Genomic DNA, 24,813 nt, shown 5'->3' with positions numbered 1-24,813 from the left:
CTGCCGATTGCAGTTCCTTTTTCCCCGGGCGATGTGGAGCATGACCCTGCCCCGGCGCAGGATCACGCCGCCTTGGCCTGAGTGCCGCCCGCAGTGGAGTGGCCGCTGATCTCCGTCCCGGCATCGGGCGCAAAGCGCAGGTTCCAGATCGTGGCCGTGAGGGAGATCGCCGTCACCACCCAGAACGCAGCCGAGAAGTCTCCCAGCGCAGGCGCGGTCCGTCCATTCAGGCCGATCGCCAGATGGAGCGCCAGCGCTCCCACGCAGATACCGAAGGAAAGCATGAGCTGCTGAAAGGTCGAGTAGAACGCCGTTGCGCTGCTCATGTGCCGCTGGTCGATGCCGGCATAGGCGATGGTGTTGTAGGCGGTGAACTGGAACGACATGAAAAAGCCGGAAAGGCCGAGCCAGCAGAAGATCGCCCAGTTCGGCCATGCAGGGCCGATCAGCCCGCATACCGCATAGCCGAAGGTCGCGATGACCCCGTTCCACACCAATGCCCTGCGGAAGCCGAAACGGCGAAGCAGGCGCGGTGCCATGCTCTTCATAGCCAGCGATCCGATCGCCGTGGCGACGGTAATGGTGCCGCTTCGCGCCGCCGAGAAGCCGAGGCCCACCTGCAGCATCAGCGGAAGCAGGAACGGCTGCGCGCCTTGCGTGATGCGGGTGATGGAGCCCGCCACAACCGAAAGGCGGAAAGTCTCGTCGCGCAGCAGGCCAAGGTCCAGTATCGCCGCGGCGCCTTTCCGGTCCTTCGTCAGCGCATGGCGCACGTACAGGGCGCCCGCAAGGATCCCCACGGCGACCAGCACTGCCGCTGCCCAGCCCTCTCCCGGGCGGCTGACCATCTCGAAGCCGAACAGCAGGCAACCCAGCGATACTCCGCTGAGAATGAAGCCCGCGGTATCGAAGCGAGCGGGATCATCCTCGCGGATGTTCTCGATGTAGCGGCTTACCAGCCATATCCCCAACGCTCCCATCGGCAGATTGATGTAGAATATCCATCGCCAGTCGAGATAGGTAACGATGAAGCCGCCCAGCGGGGGACCAAGGATCGGGCCGATCAGCGCCGGCACCAACAGCCATGACATCGCGTCCACAATGTCGCGCTTGGCCACGGAGCGGAGCAGCACGAGACGCCCTACCGGGATCATCATCGCTCCGCCCATGCCTTGCAGGAAACGCGCGGCAACCATGAACTCGAGCGTAGGGGCCTGGCCGCAGGCAAGGCTGCCGACAACGAACAGAGCAATCGCCGCCCGGAATATCGTGCGTGATCCGAAGCGGTCGGCGAGCATGCCCGAGGCAGGGATGAAGATCGCGAGTGCCAGCAGGTAGGATGTGAGCGCGACGCTCATCTCCTGGGGACGAACGCCGAAGTCGCGGGCCATCGTCGGTAGGGCCGTCGCCAGCACGGTCGCATCGACGAATTCCATGAACAGCGCGGAAGCGACAATCAGAGCGACGAAGCGATAGTTCGCGCGGGACACCTGCGGCCCGGCATCCTCCACGCGCGCCAGCGACCCGGCAGCGGGGACGATCCCGTCGCGTGCTTCGGCATTGACGGAAGCTATGCCGCGCCGCCTCGGCCTCAACATGGGATCTTCGCCCAAGGAGCAATCAAATACGTCATCTGCTTTCCGGTTCGAGGTCTCGAATATGCCTCTCCCAAACCGGTGGCCTCGTCTGTGCGGGGCGTCTCACCGCATATAGGAAGAAGCCGAGACATTGAAACCGCCCGACGTTTCAAGCGCGCCGATTTCCCGCCTTCGCCGTCCTCGCACACGACGGCGTCTACACGCTGCGGAGAGCGCATCCGCCTGACACGATAGCGTAGCATTACCGACCTAATCGCCCGCCCATACAACGGGGGCACGATCCATGACACGCCTGCTTCACTGCTCGATCAGCGCGGTTGCGCTCGTCGCCGGAACAACGGCCCACGCCCAGTCGGCGGACCTGTCCAATGATGGGGGCGCCGCCGGGTACGGCAATGAGATCGTCGTTTCGGGGCAACGGGCACAGCAGCAGCGATCGATCGAGGAGAAGCGGCTGTCGCTCGGCGTCGTCGACGTGACGGCCGCGGACGACATCGGCCAGCTGCCCGACAAGAACGTTGCCGAAGCGGTGGAGCGCCTGCCGGGCGTGGGCGTCCAGTACGATCAGGGCGAAGGTCGCTACGTGGCGGTACGCGGCGTGCCGTCCTCTCTCAACGGCTACACACTCAACGGGTTCGAGATCGGCAATCCGGACGGAAACACCCGTGCCTTGCCGCTCGACATCGTCTCCGGCCAGCTTCTCAACCGCGTGGAGGTTGCCAAGGTCAAGACGGCTGACCTTACCGGCCAGGGCATCGGCGCGACCGTGAACCTCGTCACCCAGACCGCCTTCGACTTCGATCGGCCGTTCGTGGTGCAGGCGAACGCTCAGGTCGGCTATCAGGAACTGCGCAAAGGCAGCCAGCCCATCAGAGGCGACGTGACGGTCGGCGGGCGCTTCGGAGCGGACGAGCAGTTCGGCATCCTTCTTGGCGCCAGCTACTCCGACCGCACCTATACCAGCTACGGCATCTATCCCGACGAGTGGGCACTCGACGAAAACGCGGCGCGCGGGGCGGTTCCGATCAACATCAAGTATACGGATTACCGCCTGAAGCGCGAGCGCATAGGGGCGGCAGGCTCGCTAGACTGGCGCAGTGGGACGACCGAACTCTACTTCCGGGGAGTCTATTCGAGGTTCACGGAAGACGAGTACCGGCAGCGCTTGCGGCTCGACTTTTCCGACATCGCCTGGGACGCGAACGGGCTGACCGGCCTCGCCTCCACCAGTGAGCAACGCTCGGATCTGCGGACCGAATACAAGGAAAAGTCGATCCTCTCCTTCATGGCGGGCGGTTCAACCGAGTTCGGGAACGACTGGAAGCTCGACTTCGGCGCCGCGCGCACGCGAAACGAGGTGATCGAACCCAATGAACTGTGGCAGTTCCGCGGCAATCCCGGGGCGGTAGCGGTCGACTTCACCGACAAGCTCTTCAGCGCCGTGCCAAGCGGAGGCTATCTGCCGCCCTCGGCACTCGGCTTCCGCCAGTACACCGCCCAGGACGAAAACGGTCTGGAGAAGACTTGGCAGTTCCGTGCGGACCTCACCGGCAAGCTGCCTTCCATCGGCGAGAACAGCTTCGTGAAATTCGGCGCCAACGCGCGCTGGACGGACAAGAGCTTCGACAGCGCCAACGCTGTCTACACGCGCGGTACCGCTGCCAACCGCTTCACGCTTGACGGCCTTGCGGGCGAGGACGTGACGGTGAAGCTCGGCAACGGGCATGACTATTTCCTCAGCCCCGCAATCGACGAGAACCTGATCCGCGCCTACACCGAAGGCAGGCTGGGCGGACCGCAGTTCGTGCTCGACACCGCGACCTCGCTCGCGAACGACACCCTGGGCGACTTCTCGCTCGATGAGAATGTCTTCGCCGGCTACGGAATGGTAAACCTCGACTTTGGCTCCATCGCCGTGACCGGTGGCCTGCGCGTCGAACGTACCGAGCTCGGCATCACGGGATATCTTCTCGAAGGCGACACTGTTACGCCGAGCAGCGCCGAGCGCAGCTACACCGACTGGCTTCCCAGCCTGATCCTTCGCGTCAGGCCGAGCGAGGATACCGTGTTCCGCGTCGCTTACTCCCGCAGCGTCGGGCGGCCTCAATATTCCGACCTTTCTCCCGGAGGCGAAGTTTCGTCCGAGGGCGACGGCGAGCTCAACGTGAACACCGGCAACCCCGCGCTCAAGCCCTATGTCGCGGATGCGCTGGACATGACGGCAGAGTGGTACTTCGCGCCCGGAGGCCTGCTGAGCCTCGGCGCTTTTGCCAAGTTCATCCGCAACCCAATCTTCGTCCAAAGCTACACCATTGATGACGGCAGCTTCGGCGGGATCGACTACGACCGCATCAATTTCAGCCAGACGCAGAACGCGCAGAAGGGCGACATAGTCGGCCTCGAAGCGAGCTACCAGCAGCAGTTCTCCTTCCTGCCCGGCCTGCTTTCCGGTCTTGGCGTGAACCTCAACCTGACGCTGATCGACGGCAGCCTGCGCTTGCCGGTCGGCGGCAGCGTAGGCTTTCCGGAGCAGTCGAAGCTGCTCTGGGGGGCACAGCTGTTTTACCAGAAGGGCCCGCTCGAAGCCTCGGTCGCCTACCATCATACCGGGCGCGCACTCATCACTGCGGGCGACACGCGCCTGACCGACAGCTTAAACGACGACCTGCGGCGTCTGGACGCCAAGATCGGCATCGACGTCACGCCGAACCTGCGCGTCTTCGCCGAAGGGCAGAACCTCACTGATGAACCCACGCGCCAGTATCAGGGCGGCGTGCGGGACTGGGTTTCGCAGAACGAGCGTTACGGCCGCACGTTCTACATCGGCGCCTCGGTGAAGATGTGACCGTGCTTTCTGCCTTGCTCCTCTTCCTTGCAGCGGCACCGGCAACTGCCAGCACGGATGCTCCCTCGCCTCCACCTTCCCCCGTTTCCCTCCGCCTGAAGGCGGCGGAAGCGCGGCAGGGCGCAGCATCCGACGGCAAGTTCCTCTACGCGATCGACAACGACCGCATCGGCAAGTACCGCATCGCGACGGGCGAAAAAGTAGCCGAATGGCAGGGCGAGCGCCGGCTCTACCCGCACATGAACAGTTGCACGGTCGTCGGAACACAACTGGTCTGCGCCGCCTCCAATTACCCGCAAGTGCCGCAGACCAGTTCCGTCGAGGTGTTCGACACCGGCACGCTGAAGCACGTCCGCAGCGTCAGCCTCGGCTTCGGTCCGGGCTCGTTGACGGTGATGGACCGCCACGACGGCAAGTGGTGGGCGGTCTTCGCGAACTACGAGGGCAAGGGCGGCGAGCCGGGCCGGGACTATCGCTACACGGTGCTGGTGCGCATGGACGATGCCTTCCGCGCAGAGGCAAGCTGGGCCTTTCCCGAAGCGGTGCTCGCGCGCATGGCACCCAAGAGCTGCTCGGGGCTCAGTTGGAGCGAGGACGGGCTGATCTACGCAACCGGTCACGACCGGCCGGAACTCTACGCCATGCGGCTGCCCGAGGCGGGATCGCGCCTGGAACTGGTGGAAACGATCGGGCTGGCTACGCCGGGCCAGGCGATCGACTGGGATCCTCTCGTGCAAAGGCGCCTCTGGTCGATCGGGCGCGGCGCGAACGAGGTCGTGGCGAGCCAGATACCTCCCGTGCAGTGAAGCGCAGGGCGGTGGCGGATCACGACCGGATCGCCCACTCTCCGCGGAACCACGCCCTTGGTGCGCGAGTCCTCAGGACATTGCCGGCGGCGGCTTCAGGAAGGGGTCGTCGGGAAGCGGGATGAACTCCTGATCGTCCGCATCCGGCAGCTTCATCCGGCCCGCTTTCCAGTCCTCGGCGGCTTGCCGAAGACGATCCTTGGAGGACGACACGAAGTTCCAGTAGAGGAACCGCTCACCCACCGGATCGCCGCCCAGCACCATCACCGTGGATCGCTCGAGCGCCCTCATCCGCGAAACGTCGGTCCCCAGCACGAGCATTCGCCCTGCTTCGTAACGCTGCCCGTCCACTTCCACCGCGCCGGTCGCGATGTAGAGCGCGCGTTCGGCGTGACCTGACGGGATCTCCGCATCGGCGCCGGAATCAAGGTCCAGATGGGCATAGAACAGCGGCGAATGCGTCCGGGCCCCTGCGGTGAGGCCATAGGCACTGCCCGCGATCAGTTGCCCTTGGACGCCTTTATCACTCCACTGCGGCAACTCGTCACCGGCATGATGCGAGAATGAGGGCGCCGTCTCCTCATCCGCTTCGGGAAGCGCGACCCACGCCTGGATGCCATGCAGATGATCGCCCTGCGCACGGGCCTTCTCGAACCGCTCACTGTGAGTAATGCCGCTTCCGGCCGTCATCCAGTTGACCTCCTGCGGGCGGATGGGCTGATAGGAGCCCACGCTGTCACGGTGCACGATCTCGCCCGAAAACAGGTATGTCACCGTCGAAAGGCCGATGTGCGGATGCGGCCGCACGTCGAGGCTGCGATCCACCCCGGCGGCCACGTCCAGCGGGCCCATGTGATCGAAGAACACGAACGGTCCGATCATGCGTCGCTTGGCGAACGGCAGGACGCGGCCAACATCGAGCCCCCCACCGAGACTGCGCCGGCGTTGTTCGATCACCATCTCGATCATCTGCGGTCCTCTCTTCGATGTGACGACGACGCTCATAGGCGATCCGGGGCGCCGCGGCCACCCTTCCGCGAACGTGGCATGCGATGTTGGCAGTGTCTCCACTGTGTTGCCGGAGCGCAACGCTGAGGCAATAATTGAAGATGCTCTTGATAGTCACTCGCATTATCTTCTAGGCGCCGCACGAAGCTGGAACGCAAAAAGGGGTTATTCTCATGAGACATCTGCGCAAGGTCGCCCTGGCAAGCGCCGCCTGGGTACTTCCCGTCTCGATGCTGCCGCTTGCCGCTGCCCATGCCGCGGAAGCAGAGGCCGACGCAGCCGACGCCCCGGACCAGGCGGGTGAAGCTGAAAACATCGTCGTCACCTCCGCACGCGGCGTGCGGTTCGCAGGCACCAAGACGGAAACCCCGCTGATCGAGACCCCGCAGCCGATCAAGGTCGTCACCGACGAGCAGTTCATCTCGCAGGGTGCGATCAGCATCAGCGATACGGTGAAGTACGCAGCCGGTGTCACCGCCAACCCCTATGGCCGCGATACCCGCGTCGACGGGTTCAACGTGCGCGGCATCGATGCCCTGCAGTTTCGCGACGGCATGCGCGACATCTTCAGCTACTATGCGAGCATCACCAGCGACCCGTACAACTTTTCGCGCGTCGAGATCGTGCGCGGCCCGGCTTCGGTGCTGTTCGGCCAGGGCTCGATCGGCGGTCTGGTCAACCTCGTCTCCAAGACGCCCGATTTCCGGACGGGAGGCGAGCTGAACCTCGTCTACGGCAGCTACGATCGTAAGGAGTTCCTGGGCGACGTCAACCTCGCGCTTTCCGACACTCTCGCGGTTCGCGCCGTCGGCCGCGTGCGCGACGCGGACACATATGTCGATCACGTGCCGGACGATCGCGTGATGTTCGCGCCCTCCATCCGCTGGAAGCCGACGCCTGACACCGACGTCGTGCTCACCGGTCTCTACCAGGAGGACGACAGCGGCTCGACCTCGCAGTTCCTGCCCATCGTCGGCACGTTCCTGCCCAACCCCGGCGCCCCGGGACGGCTGGATCCGTACACCTTCGTGGGCAAGCCGGGTTGGGATCGCTACGACGGCCGCTCCCTTCAGGGCACCGGCAGCATTACCCATCGCTTCTCGGACAACGTGCGCCTCAGCCTCAAGGCCCGTTATATCGACAGCGACCTCGAGTACTTCACCCACTACGCCGACAGCTACAGCAATCCGACCGACCCTTATGGCGACGACCGCCGCACGATCGGCCTGATCGCGGATGCGAGCGATGCGCGCATGAACGTCTTCTCGACGGACAACAACCTGCTGTTCAGCTTCAACACCGGCGCGCAGATCGAACATCAGCTGCTGGTCGGTCTCGATTACAGCTGGAACAAGGTGGGCAAGCGCTACGCGGCGACCAGCCTAGAGACGATCGACATCTACGACATCGACTACGATGCCTTGAACACCTACGATCCCGCAGGTCCCTTCGCCTACGATTCACAGAAGCAGCTGGGCGTCTACGTTCAGGACCAGATCCGCTTCTACGACCGCGTCTCGGTTGTCGTGGGCGCGCGGCGCGACCACGTGACCACCTCGGCCGGACAGGAAGACAACGCGACCACCTTCCGCGCCGGCATCATCGGCGAAATCGGCGCAGGCGTGTCGCCGTTCTTCAGCTACACCGAGAGCTTCCTGCCTCTTTCGGGAGGACTGCGCCCGCAGACCGGCACGCAGTTCGAAGGCGGTCTCAAGTGGCAGCCCGATCTCAACACCATGGTCACCCTGACCGCCTTCCGCATCAAGGAGCGCAACCGGCCGCTCTATCTGCCGAACAACGTCATCGAACAGTCGGGCGAACTGATCTCCAAGGGCATCGAGTTCGAGGCGAGCCGCACGCTGCCGGGGAACTTCGAGATCCTCGCCAACTATGGCTACAACAAGCTGACGGCGGTGGAGAACAGCAGCATCGACTATATGCCGCGCCACACCGCTTCGCTCTGGACAACCAAGACCTTCGGCCTGGCCGGCGACGCGCAGTTGCGGCTTGGCGGCGGCGTGGTCTACACCGGGAAGCGCAAGTCGGCGGGCGCCGCCTGGAACATCACCACGCCCGATAACACCACCGTGGACGCGCTGGCGGAGATCAACTGGGCCGACTGGCGCCTCGCGATCAATGCGACGAACCTGCTCAACGAGAAGTTCTATGCATCTTGCCTTGCTCGGGGAGACTGCTTCATGGCCGCCCCGCGCAACGTGATGGGCACCATCGGCTACCGGTTCTGATGGGCTGCAGCGGTCGTCCCGGTAATCGCTGGGACGATCGCGGCCCTTTCCCGCTTTACCCTATGCCGCAAGGATGCGGGCGCGCAACTCGTCTTCTGTGACGATCGACACTTCGCGTCCGGCATCTTGAAGTTCGAGCGCCTTGCGATAGGGCTGGCTCGCCTGCACCCAGCGCCCGTAGGGCTGCTTGCGGGCGATCACCAGCACGCTCGTGCTCTTGCCGACCGAGCCCAGCACCTTGCCTCCCGCACTCGCCACAAGATGGGCAAGCGGCCCGTCGCGCGGTTCGCCAAGGATCGCCACGCGCTCGTTCAGCAGCGGGCCCGTGTCGGCGGCCGCGGGCGAGCGCGCTTTCTCCTTCAGCGGTCCCGCCATCCAACCAGCCAGGTCGATGCCGGTATGCTCGATGGCGCGCACGATGACCATGCCCGCCGCCCGCGCGTCGCTCAAAGCGTCATGGTGGCGATGCTCGATGCCGAGAAAGCGTGCGAGAACGTTGAGCCGGTGGCTGGAAAGCTGCGGCCAGGCTCGCTTGGCGACCCGCACGCTGTCGAGCCAGCGAGTGTCGATCATCGGCTGCCCGGAGAGCCTGCAGGCCGCCGCCAGAGCGCCCTTGTCGAACGCGGAATGGGCAACCGTGATACGGCCGGAAAGATGCCCGTCGACGATCGCGTGAACGCCCGCAAAGGCCGGATGCCCTTCGACATGGTTTGCCGTGATGCCATGTATGCCGATGTTGAAGGGCGAGAACTCGTCGCGCGGATCGACAAGCGTCTCGTACGCAAAGACCTCGGCTCCATCGCGGAAGCCGACGATGCCGATCTGGCAGATGCTGCTGACGCGCGAGCACGCGGTTTCCACGTCGATCACGACAAAGTCTGGCGCCTGGGCGGGGTGTGCACTGGACATGGCCGCGCCCATAGCAAACGAGAACCACGGCTGCGAGGGCGTTGCGTCACCGCGTACTTACAAGCCTTCGGCACGAGCCGCATGGGCCCCGATCGGTCATCCCGCTGTCATCGACAGCTTCTAACCGCCACCGGGCCAGGACACACAAGTGAGGGTATCAAGAACAATGTCCAATACGTTTTCGGCGAAAGCTGCCTTTCGCCTGAGCTGCGCGGCTGCGGCGCTTCTGCTGCCTGTGCAGGCCTTTGCACAGGATGCGGCCGCAGATGGCGGAGAAGGCCTGGGCGATATCGTCGTGACGGCCGAGCGCCGGACCGAGAACCTCCAGCAGGTGCCGGTCTCCGTCGGCGTGGTGGGCGGCGACCAGCTGCGCGCGCTGCAGGCAAGCGGCGACGACATCCTGTCGCTTTCGGGTCGAGTCCCGGGCCTCTATGCCGAAACGACCACCGGTCGAATCTTCCCGCGGTTCTACATCCGCGGTCTCGGCAACATCGACTTCTACCTTGGCGCATCGCAGCCGGTCTCGATCATCCACGACGACATCGTGCTCGAGCATGTCGTGCTCAAGTCGAACCCGGTGTACGACATGGACCAGGTGGAAGTGCTGCGCGGCCCGCAGGGCTCGCTGTTCGGCCGCAACACCACGGCCGGCATCATCAAGGTGGACACCGTCAAGCCGACGACCGACCGCTGGACGGGCCGCGTCAACGCCAGCTACGGCGAATACAACTCGGTGAACGTGGATGCCGGCGTCGGTGGCCCGATCATCCAGGACACGCTGGCAGTTCGCGTTTCCGGCCTCTACCAGCGTCGCGACGACTGGATCGATAACGTGTACGAGGGCCCCAGCGCCGATGGCACCCTATCGCCCGAGAAGAACGCGATGGGGGGCTTCGAGGAGCGCGACGCGCGTATCCAGTTGCTCCTGGCCCCTGTCGGCAGCAATTTCTCCATGCTGACCAGCTTCCATGCCCGCAACTATGAGGGTACTTCGACGATCTTCCACCGCAATGCGCTCAGGAAGGGCTCGAACTCGGTCAGCGCCGAGCCTCGCGACAGGATCGCTCTCGACGAGGGACAGAACAACCCGCAGGCCTACGACACTTACGGCGCCTCGAACCGGATCGCGCTTGATTTCGGTCCGGTCACCCTCACCTCCATCACCGGTTGGGAAACGACCAAGGGCTACAGCCGCGGCGATACCGACGGCGGCGCCGGCGCGGATTACCCGGTGAACGGCGTCCCCAACGGCTTTGGCCAGTCGCAGGGCAACGTACGCGATCTGGATCAGCTGACGCAGGAACTGCGCCTTGCCAGCGATGGCGACACGCGCTTCAAGTGGCAGGTCGGCGCGATGTGGTTCGAGGAGCGGAACATCACCGACTTCTATCAGCGCGCCTATTTCCTCGAGGGCGCAGCGAACAACCCAAACAACTGGGTTCGCCTGCGCAACGAGAATACCAGCTGGGCCTTCTTCGGCCAGGCCAGCTATGAACTCTCGCCAGGCCTGACCATCACTGCCGGTGGTCGTTATACCAACGACACCAAGAAGACGCGCCTGCTAAAGACCGCGGACCGCGCCGATGGCACCGTCACTTACGCCGGGCGCCGTTATGTGCGCCTCTCGGACGAGAAGCCGAGCTGGGACGTGAGCGTGCTCTACGAGGCCAGCCCCGAAGTCAGCCTCTACGCCCGCGTCGCCGAAGGCTTCCGTGGTCCGACGATCCAGGGCCGCTCGGCCGTGTTCAACTCGGACTTCACCACGGCCGATTCCGAAACGATCCTTTCGGGCGAGGCAGGCATCAAGACCACGCTGTTCGACAACAAGGTCCGCTTCAACCTGTCGGGCTTTGCCTACCGCGTGAAGGACATCCAGCTCAACGGCAACGACAGCGACGGCAACGGCGTCCTGTTCAACGCTGACAAGGCGGAGGCGTATGGCCTCGAAGCCGAGCTGGAAGCACGTCCGATCCCTAATCTCACGCTGACCGCCGGTCTGAGCCTGCTGCACACCGAGATCAAGGATCCGAACGTCTATGCACAGGTCTGCGCGCTCAACGGCGTGGTGGTCTGCACGGTAGAGGATCCCACCGTAACGGTCGCCGGGCGCGGGGTATTCGCGCAGATCGACGGCAATCCGCTCCCCAACGCTCCGAAGTACACCGCCAATCTCACCGCGCGTTACGACGTGCCGCTGGGCAACGGCGGCACGCTCTTCGCGGCTACCGACTGGATGCTGCAGGGTTATACCAATTTCGTGCTCTACAAGACGAAGGAGTTCGATTCGAGCGGTGACTTCGAGGGCGGCCTGCGCATCGGCTACACCGCTCCGGGCGGCCGCTACGAAATCGCGGCTTTCGCCCGCAACATCACGAACGAGAAGAACCTCAAGGGCGTGATCGAGAACTACATGGCTGCGGTGTTCAACGAGCCCCGCGTGATCGGCGGATCGATCTCCGCGAGGTACTGATCATCGATCCGGGGCGGCGGGCTTTGTGCCGGCCGCCCTACCCTTGCGTGAGGCCGGCGCCGCTGCAAGGGCGGACCGGCGCTTATGCTTCAGCGCGCGAAAGCCTTGAACTCGGCAAGGCGGATCGCAGAACGGCCGTTCTGCGTCATGATGACCCTGACCTTGCCGGTTTCGGTGGCGAGCCAGGTCACCTGGGTCACGCCGTTGACGACCGGCTTAGCGGTGCCGACCTGACGCCAACGATTATCGCGCCAAACCTCGAGGGCAACGCTGCGCGGGGCTGCGAATGCCTTGCCGTCCTCGAAGAAGGCGAGTTCCGCGCGTCCGAGGCTGACATCGCGGCCGAAATCCACGGAATACCACTGCGACTTGCCGGAGGAGGCGGAATCCCAACCGTTCGGCAGTTCAGGATAGAACCACGTCCGCCCATCGATCGCATCGTGCAACTTCTCGGGATCGGTGCCCGACGATGCCGAAGGCTTCGGGAACGCTCCGCGCACTAGCTGTACGGCCAGGTTCTCCTCACGGGCGATCGCCGGATTGGCCTTGCGGGCCAGCGGCACTTCGATCCGGCCGAGCGTGTCACGGTGCGCCAATTCCACGCCGTCCGCTGCGATCGTCAACCCTCTGCGACCATAGCGGCGACCGTCGACGTCCCAGGTAATGGACACGAGACGGCCATGATAGGGAACGCGCTCTATGCGGAACCAGTCGAGAGCCTGATAATCGCCGGCGCCAGGAAGCAGCGGGTTGACCTCAAGCACATCGTCCGCGCGAGGCCGGATACCGACGACCCCGGTCAGGATCAGATCGAGGTAGCCCGAATGGAAGTAATGATGGCTGCGATCGAGACCGACAATCGGCTTGCCCGTTTCGGGATGATAGTCTTCCTCAAGATCGATCTTCTCCTTCCCGTCGCGGGACTGAAAATGGAGATCCGTGTACTTGCGCAGCTCCTGCATCCATACGCTGCGAGTCACGGGCCCACGCGCTTCGTAGTGGTCCAGCAGGTTGGCCATTCCGGTCAAAACCTGCGTGGTCTGGTAAGGCCAGATCGGTCCGTTCCACTGACATTCCGGCGCCGTTCCCAGATAACGGTACTGGCGCATGTAGTACTCGTAGCCCTTCTCGACCGTGCGCATTCCCGCCTTCCCGGCGAGAGAATTCGGGTCGAGCAAGTGCGACCATGCAGCCGAGTACCTTGCCTCGTCCGGAACGAGGTCGAACATCCACGGGAGATAGCCTACAAGTTCGCGGTTCCGGATCGGCTGCCAGTACTTGACGAACTCCGTCGCCTTCTGATGGCGGTCGGCGAAATGGCCGAGCTTGGGGTTCCACAGGTCGGTCAGCACACGGCGGCGCAGAGCTTCGGCCCGGCCGGCGTACTCCTTTGCCATAGCCCTATCGCCGGCCATCTCGGCCATGCGCGAGAGCGCCCGGGCGTTCGCGAACATATAGCTGTTGACGGAAGGCCGGAATGCATCGCCACCGGTAAACCCGTCCTTGCCGCCCGAGGCGTCGATCGAGGAAACGGTGTACTCGGTGGCGTCGAGCAAAGGCTCGACGAAGTAGAGTCCCTTGTCGAAGTCGAACTTCTCGTCCCAGAGGCGGTAGACGTGCCGCATCGTCTTCAGGTGCGCGAGCACGGCGTCACGATCGCCATCGACGAGGAACCGGCCCCAGACCGAATCCGCCATGTGGTCGGTGAAGTGACGGTCGTTGCCGCCCTCATACATGAAGTTGATGTAATCGTCGGTGAACCGCCGATCGTTCAGCCAGCGTCCCTCGGCGATGTGGAACCCGCTCGCATCGTTGAGGCTGGCGAAAGGGTGACGCTGCCAGTCGACGTCATCGGCAAATTCGGTGGTGATGTACCCCTGCGCGCCAAGATCCCGCTGATGCGCGCGGAACAGGCCCCAGCGATAGTAGTAGACGGAATCGATCCTGGGGTCGGCTGACTCGAAGAACGGTATGCGCGTCTCGTACCAGCGTGCATCGTTGCCGAACCGCGCCTTGGCGATGGCCGGGATGTTTAGCGAAACTTGGCGATCAGGAGACGGCAGACTGGCGCCTCCCGCGAGGAGCGCTGCCAGGGGAAGCGCCGCGAGGGCCAGGATATTCCGCAAGGTCTTCTCCTTTATGTCGCAAAAGGAACAGCGCGGCCACTCTCGCCGGGTATTGGGAGAGGAAGGAGCCCCGGCGGGAGCAGCCGCGCTGAGCTGGCTACGACGGAATGGCGATACCGTCGCAGCCGGCCGGATCAGTCGAACTTGAAGCGCACGCCCACCGCGAAGGTGCGGTCGATCAGAAGCGTGCTGGAATTGAACTGCTGCGGATTACCGACGTCACCGAACTTGTAGTAGTTCTGCTGCTTCGCTTTGGTGAGGTTAACCGCGTCGAAGGTCACGCCGATGTCCTCGTTGACGTTCCAGGTCAGCTGGAGGTCGAGGCTCTTCTCCGGAGCGCGCCAGAAGCCGATCGGGTTCGCGAACGAACGGCCCTCGTTGCTCTGGAGGAAGCCCTTGCGCCAGATGTACGACAGGCGGGCGCCGATCGGACCGTTGTCGTAGGCGAGCGTCGCGTTGTACGAGAGCTTCGACACGCCGAAGAACGGCGACTTGGTGCTGCCGGTGATCTCGCCTGCGGTGTTGACGACCGGGATCGTCTGCTCGGAGTCGAGGATCGTCGCGCTACCGGTGAAGCCAAGACCGTCGAGGAAGCCCGGCAGGTAGGTCGGGAAATAGGTCAGACCCAGTTCCAGACCCTTCAGCACGCCGTCGGACGCGTTCACCGGGCGGGTGATGTTGAACGTCTCGGTGTACTGCTCGTTACGCGGCAGGTAGTTGTTCGGGAAGACCTCGCGGGCCACCAGCGGAACGACCAGGCCGTTGATCTCGCGGCGGAAGGCCGTCGCATAGATCGCGCTGTTGCGCTCGAAGTACCATTCCAGAGCGATGTCGATGTTCTTCGAATGGGTCGCAGTCAGGTTGGCGTTGCCCGCACTACCCGTACCGAAGCCGATGCGCGACAGATCGCCGACGAGGGAGACGTTGGGGTTAAGGTCACCGAAGGCCGGACGGCGCAGCGTTTCACCATAGTTGAAGCGCAGACGCAGGTTGTCGGTGATGCCGTAACGCGCCGTGAACGAAGGCAGCCACTTGGCGGAACCGGTCGAGACGCCGGTACGAGCGAAGTTGTTACCGCGATCGAAATACTCGTAGTCGGTATCGATCTGCACGTAGCGCACGCCGCCCTGAACCTGCAGCGGACGACCGAACAACTCGATCTCGCCGTCCGCCATGAGGTAGGCGGCGGTGTTGATCTCGTTGATGCCGAAGACATGCCCGAACGTCAGCTGATCGGAGAGCAGCAGGCCGGGATTGACCGCCTGATAGAGCGTACGCACCGCGTCATGATCCATGGTGCGCGGATCTGCCAGGACCCAGCTGGTCGGGATATCGGCGCGACCGTCGAAGAAGCCGCTGTTGGTGAACGGCGTACCTTGGCTGAACTGGTCCAGAGTCACGCCGGGCAGGCCGCCCGCGCCCTGGTCACGCACGTAGTTGTCGGCCTTGCGGTCATCGTAGCGGAAGCCCGCCTTGATACGGCGCAGGAAGCCTTCGTCCCACTCGTACTCGCCGTCGAGCATCACGGTCAGCGCGCTGCCGGTGTTCCGCGTGCCGCTGTCGAACAGGTTGCCCACGGTCCATGCTGACGGATCTGTCAGGACGCCCTGGTTGCCGAAGCTGTACGACGGCAGGCCGCCGCCCGCATTGAAGTCCACGTCGATATCGAGCGGACCACGGTCGGTGCGGATCGCGAAGAACGAAGTTTCGTTCTTGCTGTCCTGATAAGCAATGTCGGCGCTGATCTTGCCGCGGTCGGCCACGTCCCACTTCGCGTTGAAGGCGTAGACGTAGCTGTCGGTCTTGTTGGTGGCCGTATCGCCGCTGTTGAAGCCCGCAACCGAGCCGACCTGGCGAGACTTGATGATGTTGGTGCCGTCATACAGCTCGAAGGTCGAGCCCGGGTTATCGCCGATGTCGCCCCACCAGTCCACGAAGCTGAAGTGCAGGCTGTTGAAGGTCTTGCCGCGGAAGCCGGTGTAGAACACTTCGGCGGTATAGACCGAACGGTCGTTGGGCGCCCACTGCAGTGCCGCATTGACGGAGGGTCGGGTGCGCTTGCCGTAAAGATCGGATGCGATAACCGCATCGCGCGAGAGATAATAGGGCGTCTCGACGCCATTGATGTTCAGCGTCGAACCCGGAGCGATCGGCAGGCCAGCATCAAGGCCCGGAGTCCAGAACTGGTTGCGGTCACCCGGGAAAATACGCTGCAGCGGGGTAAGCCCCGAACCCTCAGGCGGGGTTTCGGTGGCGAACGGCACCATGGCGCCTGCCTGCAGGTTCTGGTTGCGGTATTCGGCGCGGGTGTAGCTGGCGTTCACGAGGAAGCCGATCTCGCCGATGCCGGTGTCCCACCGATTGGCAACGAGCAGGGCGACGTTGGGATTCGCCTTGTCGCGCAGTTCCGAATAGATGCCGCGCGCAAGGCCCGAGATCGTGAAGCCGTCGAAGTCGAGGGGACGGCGGGTCTGCACGTCGATCTGGCCGGCAAGGCCCGTTTCGATCTGGTCGGCCGAGCGCGTCTTGTAGACGTCCACCTTCTTGACGAGGTTGGCCGAGATATCCTGCAGCGCGAACGATGTGCCCGCAGCCGTGAAGATGTTGCGCCCGTTCAGGGTGGTGAGCGGGTCGGTCAGGCCGCGAATGGTGATCGTGGCCGCCTCGCCGCCGGCGCGATCGGTGATCTGGATGCCGGTAACGCGCTGCAGGGCTTCGACCACGTTGTTGTCGGGAAGCTTGCCCACGTCCTCGGCGACGATCGAGTCGACGATCTGGACGTTGTCCTTGCGGCTGTTGATGGCACCAACGATCGATGCGCGCACGCCGGTGACGATGATGTCTTCGGCGGTGGCGCCGGATTCATCGACGGCGTCCTGCGGGGCAGCGTCCTGCGCGTGAGCGACGCCGGAACCCAGGACAAGCGCGAAAACGGATGCTGTGCAGAAAGCAAATGGCTTGAGCGCCATGGATAAACCCTCCCATTGGGGCTGGCCCATACCATGCCCCTTCACTTACTCGGTCTAGTTATTAGTCCGACAAATCACATGCAAGCGGAAAAGTAGGCTAGCTTTCAAAAAGCTGTCACGGGTGTGGCCGAACAGCCGCAATGCGGCGTGTTCGGCCCTGCACTCGGCCATTCCGCGTTCAGCCTGGCAACCACGCAGATGCGGGATCGGTGGCGCTGGCGAGTCGAACGTTGTCGGAGGAATGGGCAAGCGCCTTACCCCCGAACGCCTTTGACACGAAGCGGACCGCGCCGCCTGCCACCGCCTCGCGCACGAACATGTCCGCACCCGGCGCCGCGCCTGTCGCATTGCGGGGAGCAAGCTTTGCAGAGCCATCGGCAGTTACGACGATGCAATGGTCGGGCATCATGACCGGTGAGAGCTGCACTGCGCCTTCCGCGCCCGGAAGCGAGCGGAACTGCGTGCGCTCGATCGGCGCCGCGCCCACTTTGAGCGACTTGCCTTCCTGCACCAGGTTCTCACCCCGCCGCACGGCCGGGGCGAAGCGTTCGGGCAGAGGGCCGTTGCCGACCGGAACACCGAAGTCGGGCTCGCCCTTGGCGTTGAAGTAGAGGCGCTGGATGCGCGTATGCCGGTCCGGGTTGAACAGGGGATCGCCCTCGATCGCCTCGTAGTCGCGGCCGTGGTACACGAGGATGTCGTTCCCGTTCTCGTCCACCGTGAAGCTGTTGTGGCCGGGGCCATAGACCGAGGTTTCGCGGCAGGTGACGAAGACGGGCTCCTGCGACTTGGTCCAGGCGCGCGGGTCCATGATGTTCGCGTTCTCATCAACGCTGAGGAGGCCGAGGCAATAGCGGGCGTCGGTGGCGCTGGCCGAATAGGTCATGAACAGGCGTCCGTTGCGGTTGACGAAGGCAGAGCCTTCGTTGACCTTGTACCCGCGGATCTCCCAGTCGAGCGTCGGCACCGTCAGCCGCGCAGGGGCGGCGGCAAGCGTCAGGGCGTCCTTCATTGGCGCGATGTAGACGTTGGAGTTCGTCTCGATCCCGGGCTCTCGCTGGGCCCACGAGAAATACCGTACGCCACGGTGGGTGAAGATGGTGGAATCGAGGTTGAAGCTGTCCCACGGCGCCTTGAACTCACCCAGGACTGACCACTTGCCCGTCATCGGATCGGGCCCGTCGCAGACCACGGTGTATGTGCGGATGCGGAAGACATCCTCGCCGCCGCCGCTCGGCCCGGCCGCGAAATACACGATCCAGCGGCCATCGACGAAGTGCAGTTCGGGCGCCCACAGGAAGCCGGACATCGGGCCGGTAGCCTCATGCCGCCACAGGACTCGCTCCTCGGCGGTCGCGAGGCCCGCAAGCGTCCTCGAACGGCGCAGGGCCAGGCGGTCATACTCGGGCACCGATCCCATGAGGTAGTACCAGCCATCGGTGTGCCGGAAGATCTGCGTGTCTGCACGCTGGCGGACAAGCGGGTTTGCCGCCAAGGGCGCTGCGGCGGCAGGAGCGCCCGTACCGAGCACCGTTTCGCCTGCATGCGTACAGGCCATCGGCGCGAGAGCGGCAGTTGCAGCGAATGCGCGACGCGAAAGCGACAGGTTCATGACGTCCTCTCCAGGGTTCGATCTATGGGGCAGCCTTGCTGCCGCGTAAAAAGGACGCCCCGGCACGTGGCCGGGGCGCCGTCAGGTGGGTTTCAGTATTCTGCCACGGGCCAACCATCCGCTCCCCAGCGGATCGGTGCGATGCGCAGCGTGGGAGCGCCGTTGGCCTGTTTGTCGTAGGCATGGTAGACCACGTAAGTGGTTCCGTCCTTGTCGGTGAACGCCCCGGCATGCCCGGGCCCCCGGAAGCGCTGCTGTTCCTGGAGATCGGCACGCAGGAAGATCGTGCCGCCGCCCTGCATCATGTCGGAGCCGTCTTTGCCAAGATACGGTCCCGTGATCTTCTTGGAGCGGCCGACGACGGTGTAATACGTGCTGTTCACGCCCTTGCAGCAGTAGTCGTACGAGGCCAGCAGATAGTACCATTCACCGTGCGGAATGATGAACGGCGCCTCGACCGGGGTCGGGCCGCCTGCCGGAGCAGGACGGCGCGCAATCGAGTAAGGCTCCGCCCCCGGAGCCACCTTGCCGGTCCGGGCATCAACCGGGAAGAGCTTGAGGCCTGTCCAGAAGCTGCCGAGCGATAGCCAATGGCGACCTTGCGCATCCACCACGAAGTTGGGATCGATGGCGTTGAAGTCGTCGTCCTTCGTCGACATGACGACGAGGCCGTGGTCCTTCCACTTCGCCTTCGCGCCCAGCGTCGGACTGGTGGCGAGCCCGATTGCCGAGCGGTTCGATCCGAAGGTCGAAACCGAGTAGTACAGCCGGTACTCGCCGTTCACATACGAGATGTCGGGCGCCCATATACCATCGGTGCCCGGAATGGCTTCCTTCGCCCACGCAGGGATCTGGGAGAAGACGGAGCCCGCCTCCTTCCAGGTCTTGAGATCGGCCGAGGTCTTGATGCCGATGTACTTGCCCACGGTGCTGAACACGTAATACGTGCCGCCTTCGCGGATGATCACCGGATCGTGCACCACGAGGTCACCGGACAGCTGCGAATTCAGCTTTCCGGTACCCTTTTCCTCAGTCTGCTGGGCGTCTGCCGCGCCGGCAAGGGCCAGCGCAGCAAGACCGATCAGCACCGCTTTCATCACTGCAGTTCCAGCACCACGACCGACTTGGCCGGAAGGGTGACGACCAGACTGCCGTCCTGAACGGTTGCACCATTGAAGGCTGCGGGCTTCACCGCCTCGGGCGCATCGAAGGTGTTGTGGGCGTTGATCGCGGTAGCCGTCAGAACCCGACCGGAAACCGTAGCCGCAGTTACGCCATCAAGCTTGATCGTGACCGTATTCGACTGGTTGGGATCGAGATTGGAGAGCGCGACATGAACCTTGCCATCCTTGGCGCGCACGGCAGAGCCGCTCACCGCGGGCATCGTGAACTCGTCCTTGCCGTACCAGGGCGACTTGATGTCCATCGGCAGCACGGTTGCATCCTGCCACGGCTTGTACATTTCGAAGACGTGGTAGGTCGGGGTCAGCACCATCTTGCTGCCCTCGGTGAAGATCATCGCCTGCAGCACGTTCACCATCTGCGCGATGGCGGTCATACGCACGCGGTCCGCATGCTTGGCGAAGATGTCGAGGTGGATGGATGCGATCAGCGCGTCGCGCAGGGTGTTCTGCTGGCGCAGGAAGCCCGGATGCGTGCCTTCGTCCTGAGCATACCACGAGCCCCACTCGTCAACCGCCAAGAAGATGCGCTTCTGGGGGTCGTACTTGTCCATGATCGCCGAGTGCTTGGTGATCAGATCGTCCATGCGGCGGGCGCCGGCAAGGGCGTCGGCCCAGCCATGCTCGTCGAAGTCCACGGCCGGGGCGCGCGGCGGCCAGCCACCGGCGGGGTGGACGTAATAGTGCAGCGAAACACCGTCGAGACGATCGGCCGCGACGCGCATCATCGTCTCGGTCCAGTTGAAGTCGTCGACGTTGGCACCTGCGGCCACCTTCAGGATCTTGGTCCCGGCCGGCGGCTTGATGAAGGTGGAGTAGCGGCGGGTCTCATCCGCCGCGAACTCGGGCCGCATATTGCCGCCGCAGCCCCAAAGCTCGTTGCCGACGCCGAAGTACTTGATCTTCCACGGCTCCTTGTGGCCGTTCTTCGCACGCTCATCGGCAAGGCTGCCGGCGGGCGAGGTCATGTACTCCACCCATTCGGCCATCTCGCGCGGGGTGCCGTTGCCGACGTTGCCGGCCACGTAGGCTTCCGCTCCGACCTGGCGGACCAGCTCGAAGAACTCGTGCGTGCCCACGGTGTTGGGCTCGGTGACGCCGCCCCAGTGCGTGTTGATCTTCACTGGACGCTTCGCCTGCGGGCCCACGCCCTCACGCCAGTTGTACTCGTCGGCGAAACAGCCGCCCGGCCAGCGGATCACCGGAACCGACAGATCCCGAAGCGCCTTGACGACGTCGTTGCGGAAGCCGTTGGTATTCGGGATATTGCTGTTCCTGCCGACCCAAAGGCCACCATAGATGCCTTCGCCCAGATGCTCGGCGAACTGGGTGAACACGTCCTTGTTGTATACCGGGCCCGGCTTGCTCGCTTGAAGCGTCGCCGTGGTAGGCTGGCCATCTGTATCGGCATGTGCCGTGCCGGTCAGCGCTGTAGCTGCCATGAGCACGGCAAGCGTGGTACGACGGAGTGTCTTGATCATGTCCTGTCCCCTCCCTGGGGTTGTCAGTCGTGGAAAGCTTCAACGGTCTGGCGATTACCGCGCAGGAATGCGTCGGCAACCAGACGAAGCGGGGCGATATCGGCGTCGCTGCGACCACCCCGGATGAGGTTGGCGAAGCGCGCATAGAGGCCTGGATATTCCATGTCCTCGTTGTGCTCGGTCCCGGTCGGCAATGTCAGGACGGCGCCGCCCTGCGAGAGCTTGAGCGTTCCCGCGTCGGTCTCGACAATGATGTCCCAGGACTGTGGGCCGGTCTGCCGCCAGTCGAGGTCCATGTGGATCGTCGCTCCGGCAGTGTCGCGGAACTCGATGTCGGCGGCGATCGGCGCCGCGCGATTTGCGGGTATCTCCAGCGTCGCCGTCCGCAGGAAGAACGGACGCGGCAGGATGTGGGTGGCGATCGACAGGGCATTGATGCCCGGATCGAACACGCCCAGCCCACCCGGCTCCCAGATCCAGGCCTGGCCCGGATGCCAGACGCGCACGTCCTCGCGCCAGATGATCTTCGCGCTCTTGACGGTCCGCTCGGCGAGCCATGCCCGTGCCGGCGCCACACCCGCCGCAAAACGCGAGTGCCACGAGGCGAAAAGCGTCGCTCCGACCTTGTTCGCGCGGCTTTCAAGCGCGGCCACCTCGGCAAGGGTCGCACCCGGCGGCTTTTCCAGGAACACGTGCATGCCCTTGGCAAGCGCCAGCGCCGCAAGGTCGTAGCGGACCTGCGGCGGCGTGCAGAGCGCTACCGCGTCGACCGCCGGGCCGTTTTCGATCAGGTCTTCCAGGCTGGCGAAGTGGGGGATGCCTTCGGGGCCGTGATGATGAGGGCTGACCGTCGCCGCGAGGCTGAACGCGGAGTTGCCGTTGATGGCCGGAATGTGCTGGTCGCGGGCGATCTTGCCGACGCCCACGATGGCAATGCGGATCGGATCCATGCTCAGAGGAACTTCACAGTCGTCGTCGCCTCACCCGAACCTGCCGCACGAGCGAGCGGGTTCGAGACAGGCAGCGCGAAAGGCGATGCGGAAATCTCGAAGATGTCGCCTTCCTGCGTAGTGATGCCATCGGAGAAGGAGAGCGTGGCGGTGCCGAAGAAGTGGACGTGAACGTCGCCCGGGCGGCGGAACAGGTCGTACTTGAAGTGGTGATGCTCCAGGTTCGCAAAAGTATGCGACATGTTGCCTTCGCCCGAAAGGAAGGGCTTTTCCCAGATGGTTTCGCCGTTGCGGACGATCTTGCTGGTGCCTTCCAGCTTTTCCGGCGGAGTACCCAGGAGCAGCTCCGGGCCGAGCGCCGCCTGGCGGAGCTTGGAATGCGCGAGCCACAGGTAGTTGTGGCGTTCGGTGACGTGATCCGAGAACTCGTTCGCAAGCGCGAGACCGAGGCGGTAGGCAGTGCCGTCTTCCCCGATCAGGTAGATGCCTGCAAGCTCAGGCTCTTCGCCGCCGTCCTTGGCGAACTCCGGCATCGTCAGTGCATCGCCGGGCCCGACGAGCAACTGTCCGTCGCCCTTGTAGAACCACTCGGGCTGCTGCCCCTCGGTACCGGCAGCCGGCTTGCCGCCCTCGAGACCCTCGAGGAACATGCGCATGGAATCCGTGACATGCTCGCCCGAGGCCGCAGCCTGGTGCATCTTGTCACGACCTTCGGCCGAACCAAGGTGAGTGAGGCCCGTGCCGGTCATCAGCAGGTGCGCCGAATCGTCGTGATCGATAGGTGCCAGAAGATTGCCGGCGGCCAGTTCGGCCGAGATGTCCACTGCCTCGCCCTGTCCGCAAGCCTTCGCTGCTTCAGCAAGGGTCGTGCCCCCGGCGATAGCGCGCTGCGCGAGTTCGCGGGTCGTGGCGACGCCCGGGAGGAAGTGGGCGAGGTCGCCCTCGGCAAGGATGACGGAACGCGCGCCGTCGGCGCTGCGGTGCTGAAGCAGGCGAAGGTAGGTCATGGATCTCTCCCTGCCGCGGCGCGCCTTCTAAGGAGCGCGCCGCGGGGATTGGCTTGGGATCAGTTGAGGGTGAGGGTGCCGTCCATCAGGCGCGGGGCGCCGTCTCCGAAGGCATCGTCGCGCAGTTCGGGCGGAAGCACGTCCTGAGCGAGGTTCTGGTAGCTGACCGGGCGAAGGAAACGGTCGATTGCAAGGCTGCCGACCGAGGTCGAGCGCGGATCGGACGTCGCGGGGAACGGGCCGCCGTGAACCATGGCGTGGGTCACTTCGACGCCAGTGGGCCAACCATTGGCCAGGATGCGGCCGACCTTGCGTTCCAGCACCGGAAGCAGACGCGAAGCCGCGGCTTCGTCGGCGGCATCCATGTGCAGGGTCGCGGTCAACTGGCCTTCAAGGCCTTCGAGCACCTTGAGCAGCTCGGCTTCGTCGTGGCAGCGCACGATGATGGACGAGGCACCGAAGACCTCGTCGCCCATCGCCTTGTCCGCGAGGAACTTCTCGCCGGTGGTCTGGAACAGCACGGCACCGCCGCAAGTGGTGGAACCGATCTCGCCCTCGGCCAGCTTCTCGACGCCCGGGAGCGCAGAAAGCGTCTCCACGCCCTTGGCGTATGCGGCGGCAATGCCGGTGGTGAGCATCGTCTGGCGCTTCGCTTCCGAAACCCCGGTGGTTGCCGCGGCAACGAAAGCGTCCAGGCCTTCCCCCTCGATCGCCAGGATCAGGCCGGGATTGGTGCAGAACTGCCCCGCGCCCATGGTCAGCGAACCGACGAACGCCGTGCCGAGCGCATCACCGCGCGCCTTGAGCGCCTCGGGCATCAGCAGGACCGGGTTGATGCTCGACATCTCGGCATAGACGGGGATCGGCACTTCACGCGCCTGGGCAAGCCTTGCGAGCGCCAGACCACCACCGCGCGAGCCGGTGAAGCCGACCGCCATGATGTTCGGGTTCTGCACGAGCGCGGCACCGAGGTCGTTCGACGGACCGACCAGATGCTGGAACACGCCTTCGGGAAGTCCGGCGTCCTTCACAGCCTTGGTGATGGCGGCAGCAATCAGCCCACCGGTGACGGGGTGCGCGGGGTGACCCTTGACCACGACCGGGCAACCAGCGGCCAGTGCCGAGGCGGTGTCACCGCCGGCAGTGGAGAACGCGAGCGGGAAGTTCGAGGCGCCGAACACTGCGACGGGGCCCACCGGGATCATGCGCAGGCGCAGGTCGGGACGGGGCAGCGGTGCACGATCGGGAAGAGCCGGATCGATGCGCAGCTGCTGCCACTGTCCCTTGCGGACGACATCCGCGAACATGCGCAGCTGGCCCATTGTGCGGCCACGCTCGCCTTCGCCGCGCGGGCGCGGCAGGCCGCTCTCGGCCATGTAGGCTTCGATCAGCGAATCGCCGATGGCGAGGATTTCGTCAGCGATTCGCTCGAGGAATGCGGCGCGGGTCTCACGGTCGGTGGCGCGATAAGTATCGAAGGCCGCCGCCGCCTTGGCGCAGGCTGCCTCGACATCTGCCGCGGTGCTGACGAGGAGCGGTTCGCCCTGCGGCTCGCCGGTGGCAGCGACGATGGAACGGAAATCGGTCATCTGGGGTCTCCCTATT

Annotated in this window: 15 protein-coding genes; 4 read left to right on the top strand and 11 right to left on the bottom strand. The window is 64.4% G+C overall.

Annotated features, from left to right (window positions below):
• Positions 1–62 precede the first annotated feature (62 nt).
• Positions 63–1,598, bottom strand: a complete 1,536-nt coding sequence (locus GR702_RS15900) for an MFS transporter (protein WP_160986762.1) — start codon at positions 1,596–1,598, stop codon at positions 63–65.
• 283 nt (positions 1,599–1,881) lie between these two features.
• Here GR702_RS15900 and GR702_RS15895 point away from each other — a divergent pair, with 283 nt between their 5' ends.
• Complete coding sequence (locus GR702_RS15895) at positions 1,882–4,443, top strand: TonB-dependent receptor (RefSeq protein WP_160986761.1); 2,562 nt, start codon at positions 1,882–1,884, stop codon at positions 4,441–4,443.
• A gap of 2 nt (positions 4,444–4,445) precedes the next feature.
• Entirely contained in the window at positions 4,446–5,249 is an 804-nt protein-coding gene (locus GR702_RS15890; RefSeq protein ID WP_419880307.1) for a YncE family protein, read from the top strand.
• A 72-nt stretch (positions 5,250–5,321) separates the two neighbouring features.
• Here GR702_RS15890 and GR702_RS15885 read toward each other — a convergent pair whose 3' ends face one another.
• Entirely contained in the window at positions 5,322–6,218 is an 897-nt protein-coding gene (locus GR702_RS15885) for a pirin family protein (RefSeq protein WP_160986813.1), read from the bottom strand.
• Between the two features lie 212 nt (positions 6,219–6,430).
• Between GR702_RS15885 and GR702_RS15880 the strand changes: the two genes are divergently transcribed.
• A complete protein-coding gene (locus GR702_RS15880) occupies positions 6,431–8,503 on the top strand; it encodes a TonB-dependent siderophore receptor (RefSeq protein WP_160986759.1) in 2,073 nt (690 codons plus the stop codon).
• Positions 8,504–8,563: 60 nt separating this feature from the next.
• Here the strand turns inward: GR702_RS15880 and GR702_RS15875 are convergent, their stop codons facing one another.
• On the bottom strand, positions 8,564–9,412 hold the full coding sequence (locus GR702_RS15875) for an exonuclease domain-containing protein (protein ID WP_160986758.1): 849 nt from the start codon (positions 9,410–9,412) through the stop codon (positions 8,564–8,566).
• A 166-nt stretch (positions 9,413–9,578) separates the two neighbouring features.
• On the opposite strand from GR702_RS15875, the gene GR702_RS15870 reads away from it, so the two are divergent.
• The gene (locus tag GR702_RS15870; protein ID WP_160986757.1) at positions 9,579–11,882 is read left to right on the top strand and encodes a TonB-dependent receptor; all 2,304 of its coding nucleotides are present in this window, start codon (positions 9,579–9,581) and stop codon (positions 11,880–11,882) included.
• Between the two features lie 89 nt (positions 11,883–11,971).
• Here the strand turns inward: GR702_RS15870 and GR702_RS15865 are convergent, their stop codons facing one another.
• From GR702_RS15865 to GR702_RS15830, 8 genes are all read right to left on the bottom strand, one after another.
• Positions 11,972–14,008, bottom strand: coding sequence for an MGH1-like glycoside hydrolase domain-containing protein (locus tag GR702_RS15865; RefSeq protein WP_237449744.1), 2,037 nt, complete (start codon positions 14,006–14,008; stop codon positions 11,972–11,974).
• Between the two features lie 134 nt (positions 14,009–14,142).
• Positions 14,143–16,977, bottom strand: a complete 2,835-nt coding sequence (locus tag GR702_RS15860) for a TonB-dependent receptor (protein ID WP_160986756.1) — start codon at positions 16,975–16,977, stop codon at positions 14,143–14,145.
• 178 nt (positions 16,978–17,155) lie between these two features.
• Complete coding sequence (locus GR702_RS15855; protein ID WP_160986755.1) at positions 17,156–18,589, bottom strand: glycoside hydrolase family 43 protein; 1,434 nt, start codon at positions 18,587–18,589, stop codon at positions 17,156–17,158.
• A gap of 92 nt (positions 18,590–18,681) precedes the next feature.
• Positions 18,682–19,686 carry an arabinan endo-1,5-alpha-L-arabinosidase gene (locus tag GR702_RS15850; RefSeq protein ID WP_160986754.1) on the bottom strand — a complete coding sequence of 335 codons (1,005 nt, stop codon included), beginning with the start codon at positions 19,684–19,686 and terminating at the stop codon, positions 18,682–18,684.
• The gene (locus tag GR702_RS15845) at positions 19,686–21,251 is read right to left on the bottom strand and encodes an alpha-N-arabinofuranosidase (protein ID WP_160986753.1); all 1,566 of its coding nucleotides are present in this window, start codon (positions 21,249–21,251) and stop codon (positions 19,686–19,688) included. Before GR702_RS15845 ends, GR702_RS15850 begins: the two co-directional genes overlap by 1 nt.
• A 23-nt stretch (positions 21,252–21,274) precedes the next feature.
• On the bottom strand, positions 21,275–22,201 hold the full coding sequence (locus tag GR702_RS15840) for a Gfo/Idh/MocA family protein (protein ID WP_160986752.1): 927 nt from the start codon (positions 22,199–22,201) through the stop codon (positions 21,275–21,277).
• A 2-nt stretch (positions 22,202–22,203) separates the two neighbouring features.
• A complete protein-coding gene (araD1, locus tag GR702_RS15835; protein ID WP_160986751.1) occupies positions 22,204–23,208 on the bottom strand; it encodes an AraD1 family protein in 1,005 nt (334 codons plus the stop codon).
• 59 nt (positions 23,209–23,267) lie between these two features.
• Positions 23,268–24,797: an aldehyde dehydrogenase (NADP(+)) gene (locus GR702_RS15830; RefSeq protein ID WP_160986750.1), complete on the bottom strand. Its 1,530-nt coding sequence runs from the start codon at positions 24,795–24,797 to the stop codon at positions 23,268–23,270.
• Positions 24,798–24,813 lie beyond the last annotated feature (16 nt).

Origin of the sequence: Novosphingobium silvae, assembly GCF_009856825.1 — a bacterium.
GTDB lineage: Bacteria > Pseudomonadota > Alphaproteobacteria > Sphingomonadales > Sphingomonadaceae > Novosphingobium > Novosphingobium silvae.
The sequence above is the reverse complement of the archived record's forward strand: the minus strand, read 5'-3'. Positions and strand labels throughout refer to the sequence as shown.

Coding starts and splice junctions, on each gene's coding strand:
- GR702_RS15875 (WP_160986758.1), bottom strand. CDS start 9,412: ATGTCCAGTGCACACCCCGCCCAGGCGCCAGACTTTGTCGTGATCGAC.
- GR702_RS15895 (WP_160986761.1), top strand. CDS start 1,882: ATGACACGCCTGCTTCACTGCTCGATCAGCGCGGTTGCGCTCGTCGCC.
- GR702_RS15845 (WP_160986753.1), bottom strand. CDS start 21,251: ATGATCAAGACACTCCGTCGTACCACGCTTGCCGTGCTCATGGCAGCT.
- GR702_RS15870 (WP_160986757.1), top strand. CDS start 9,579: ATGTCCAATACGTTTTCGGCGAAAGCTGCCTTTCGCCTGAGCTGCGCG.
- GR702_RS15855 (WP_160986755.1), bottom strand. CDS start 18,589: ATGAACCTGTCGCTTTCGCGTCGCGCATTCGCTGCAACTGCCGCTCTC.
- GR702_RS15830 (WP_160986750.1), bottom strand. CDS start 24,797: ATGACCGATTTCCGTTCCATCGTCGCTGCCACCGGCGAGCCGCAGGGC.
- GR702_RS15850 (WP_160986754.1), bottom strand. CDS start 19,686: ATGAAAGCGGTGCTGATCGGTCTTGCTGCGCTGGCCCTTGCCGGCGCG.
- GR702_RS15840 (WP_160986752.1), bottom strand. CDS start 22,201: ATGGATCCGATCCGCATTGCCATCGTGGGCGTCGGCAAGATCGCCCGC.
- GR702_RS15860 (WP_160986756.1), bottom strand. CDS start 16,977: ATGGCGCTCAAGCCATTTGCTTTCTGCACAGCATCCGTTTTCGCGCTT.
- GR702_RS15880 (WP_160986759.1), top strand. CDS start 6,431: ATGAGACATCTGCGCAAGGTCGCCCTGGCAAGCGCCGCCTGGGTACTT.
- araD1 (WP_160986751.1), bottom strand. CDS start 23,208: ATGACCTACCTTCGCCTGCTTCAGCACCGCAGCGCCGACGGCGCGCGT.
- GR702_RS15900 (WP_160986762.1), bottom strand. CDS start 1,598: ATGTTGAGGCCGAGGCGGCGCGGCATAGCTTCCGTCAATGCCGAAGCA.
- GR702_RS15885 (WP_160986813.1), bottom strand. CDS start 6,218: ATGATCGAGATGGTGATCGAACAACGCCGGCGCAGTCTCGGTGGGGGG.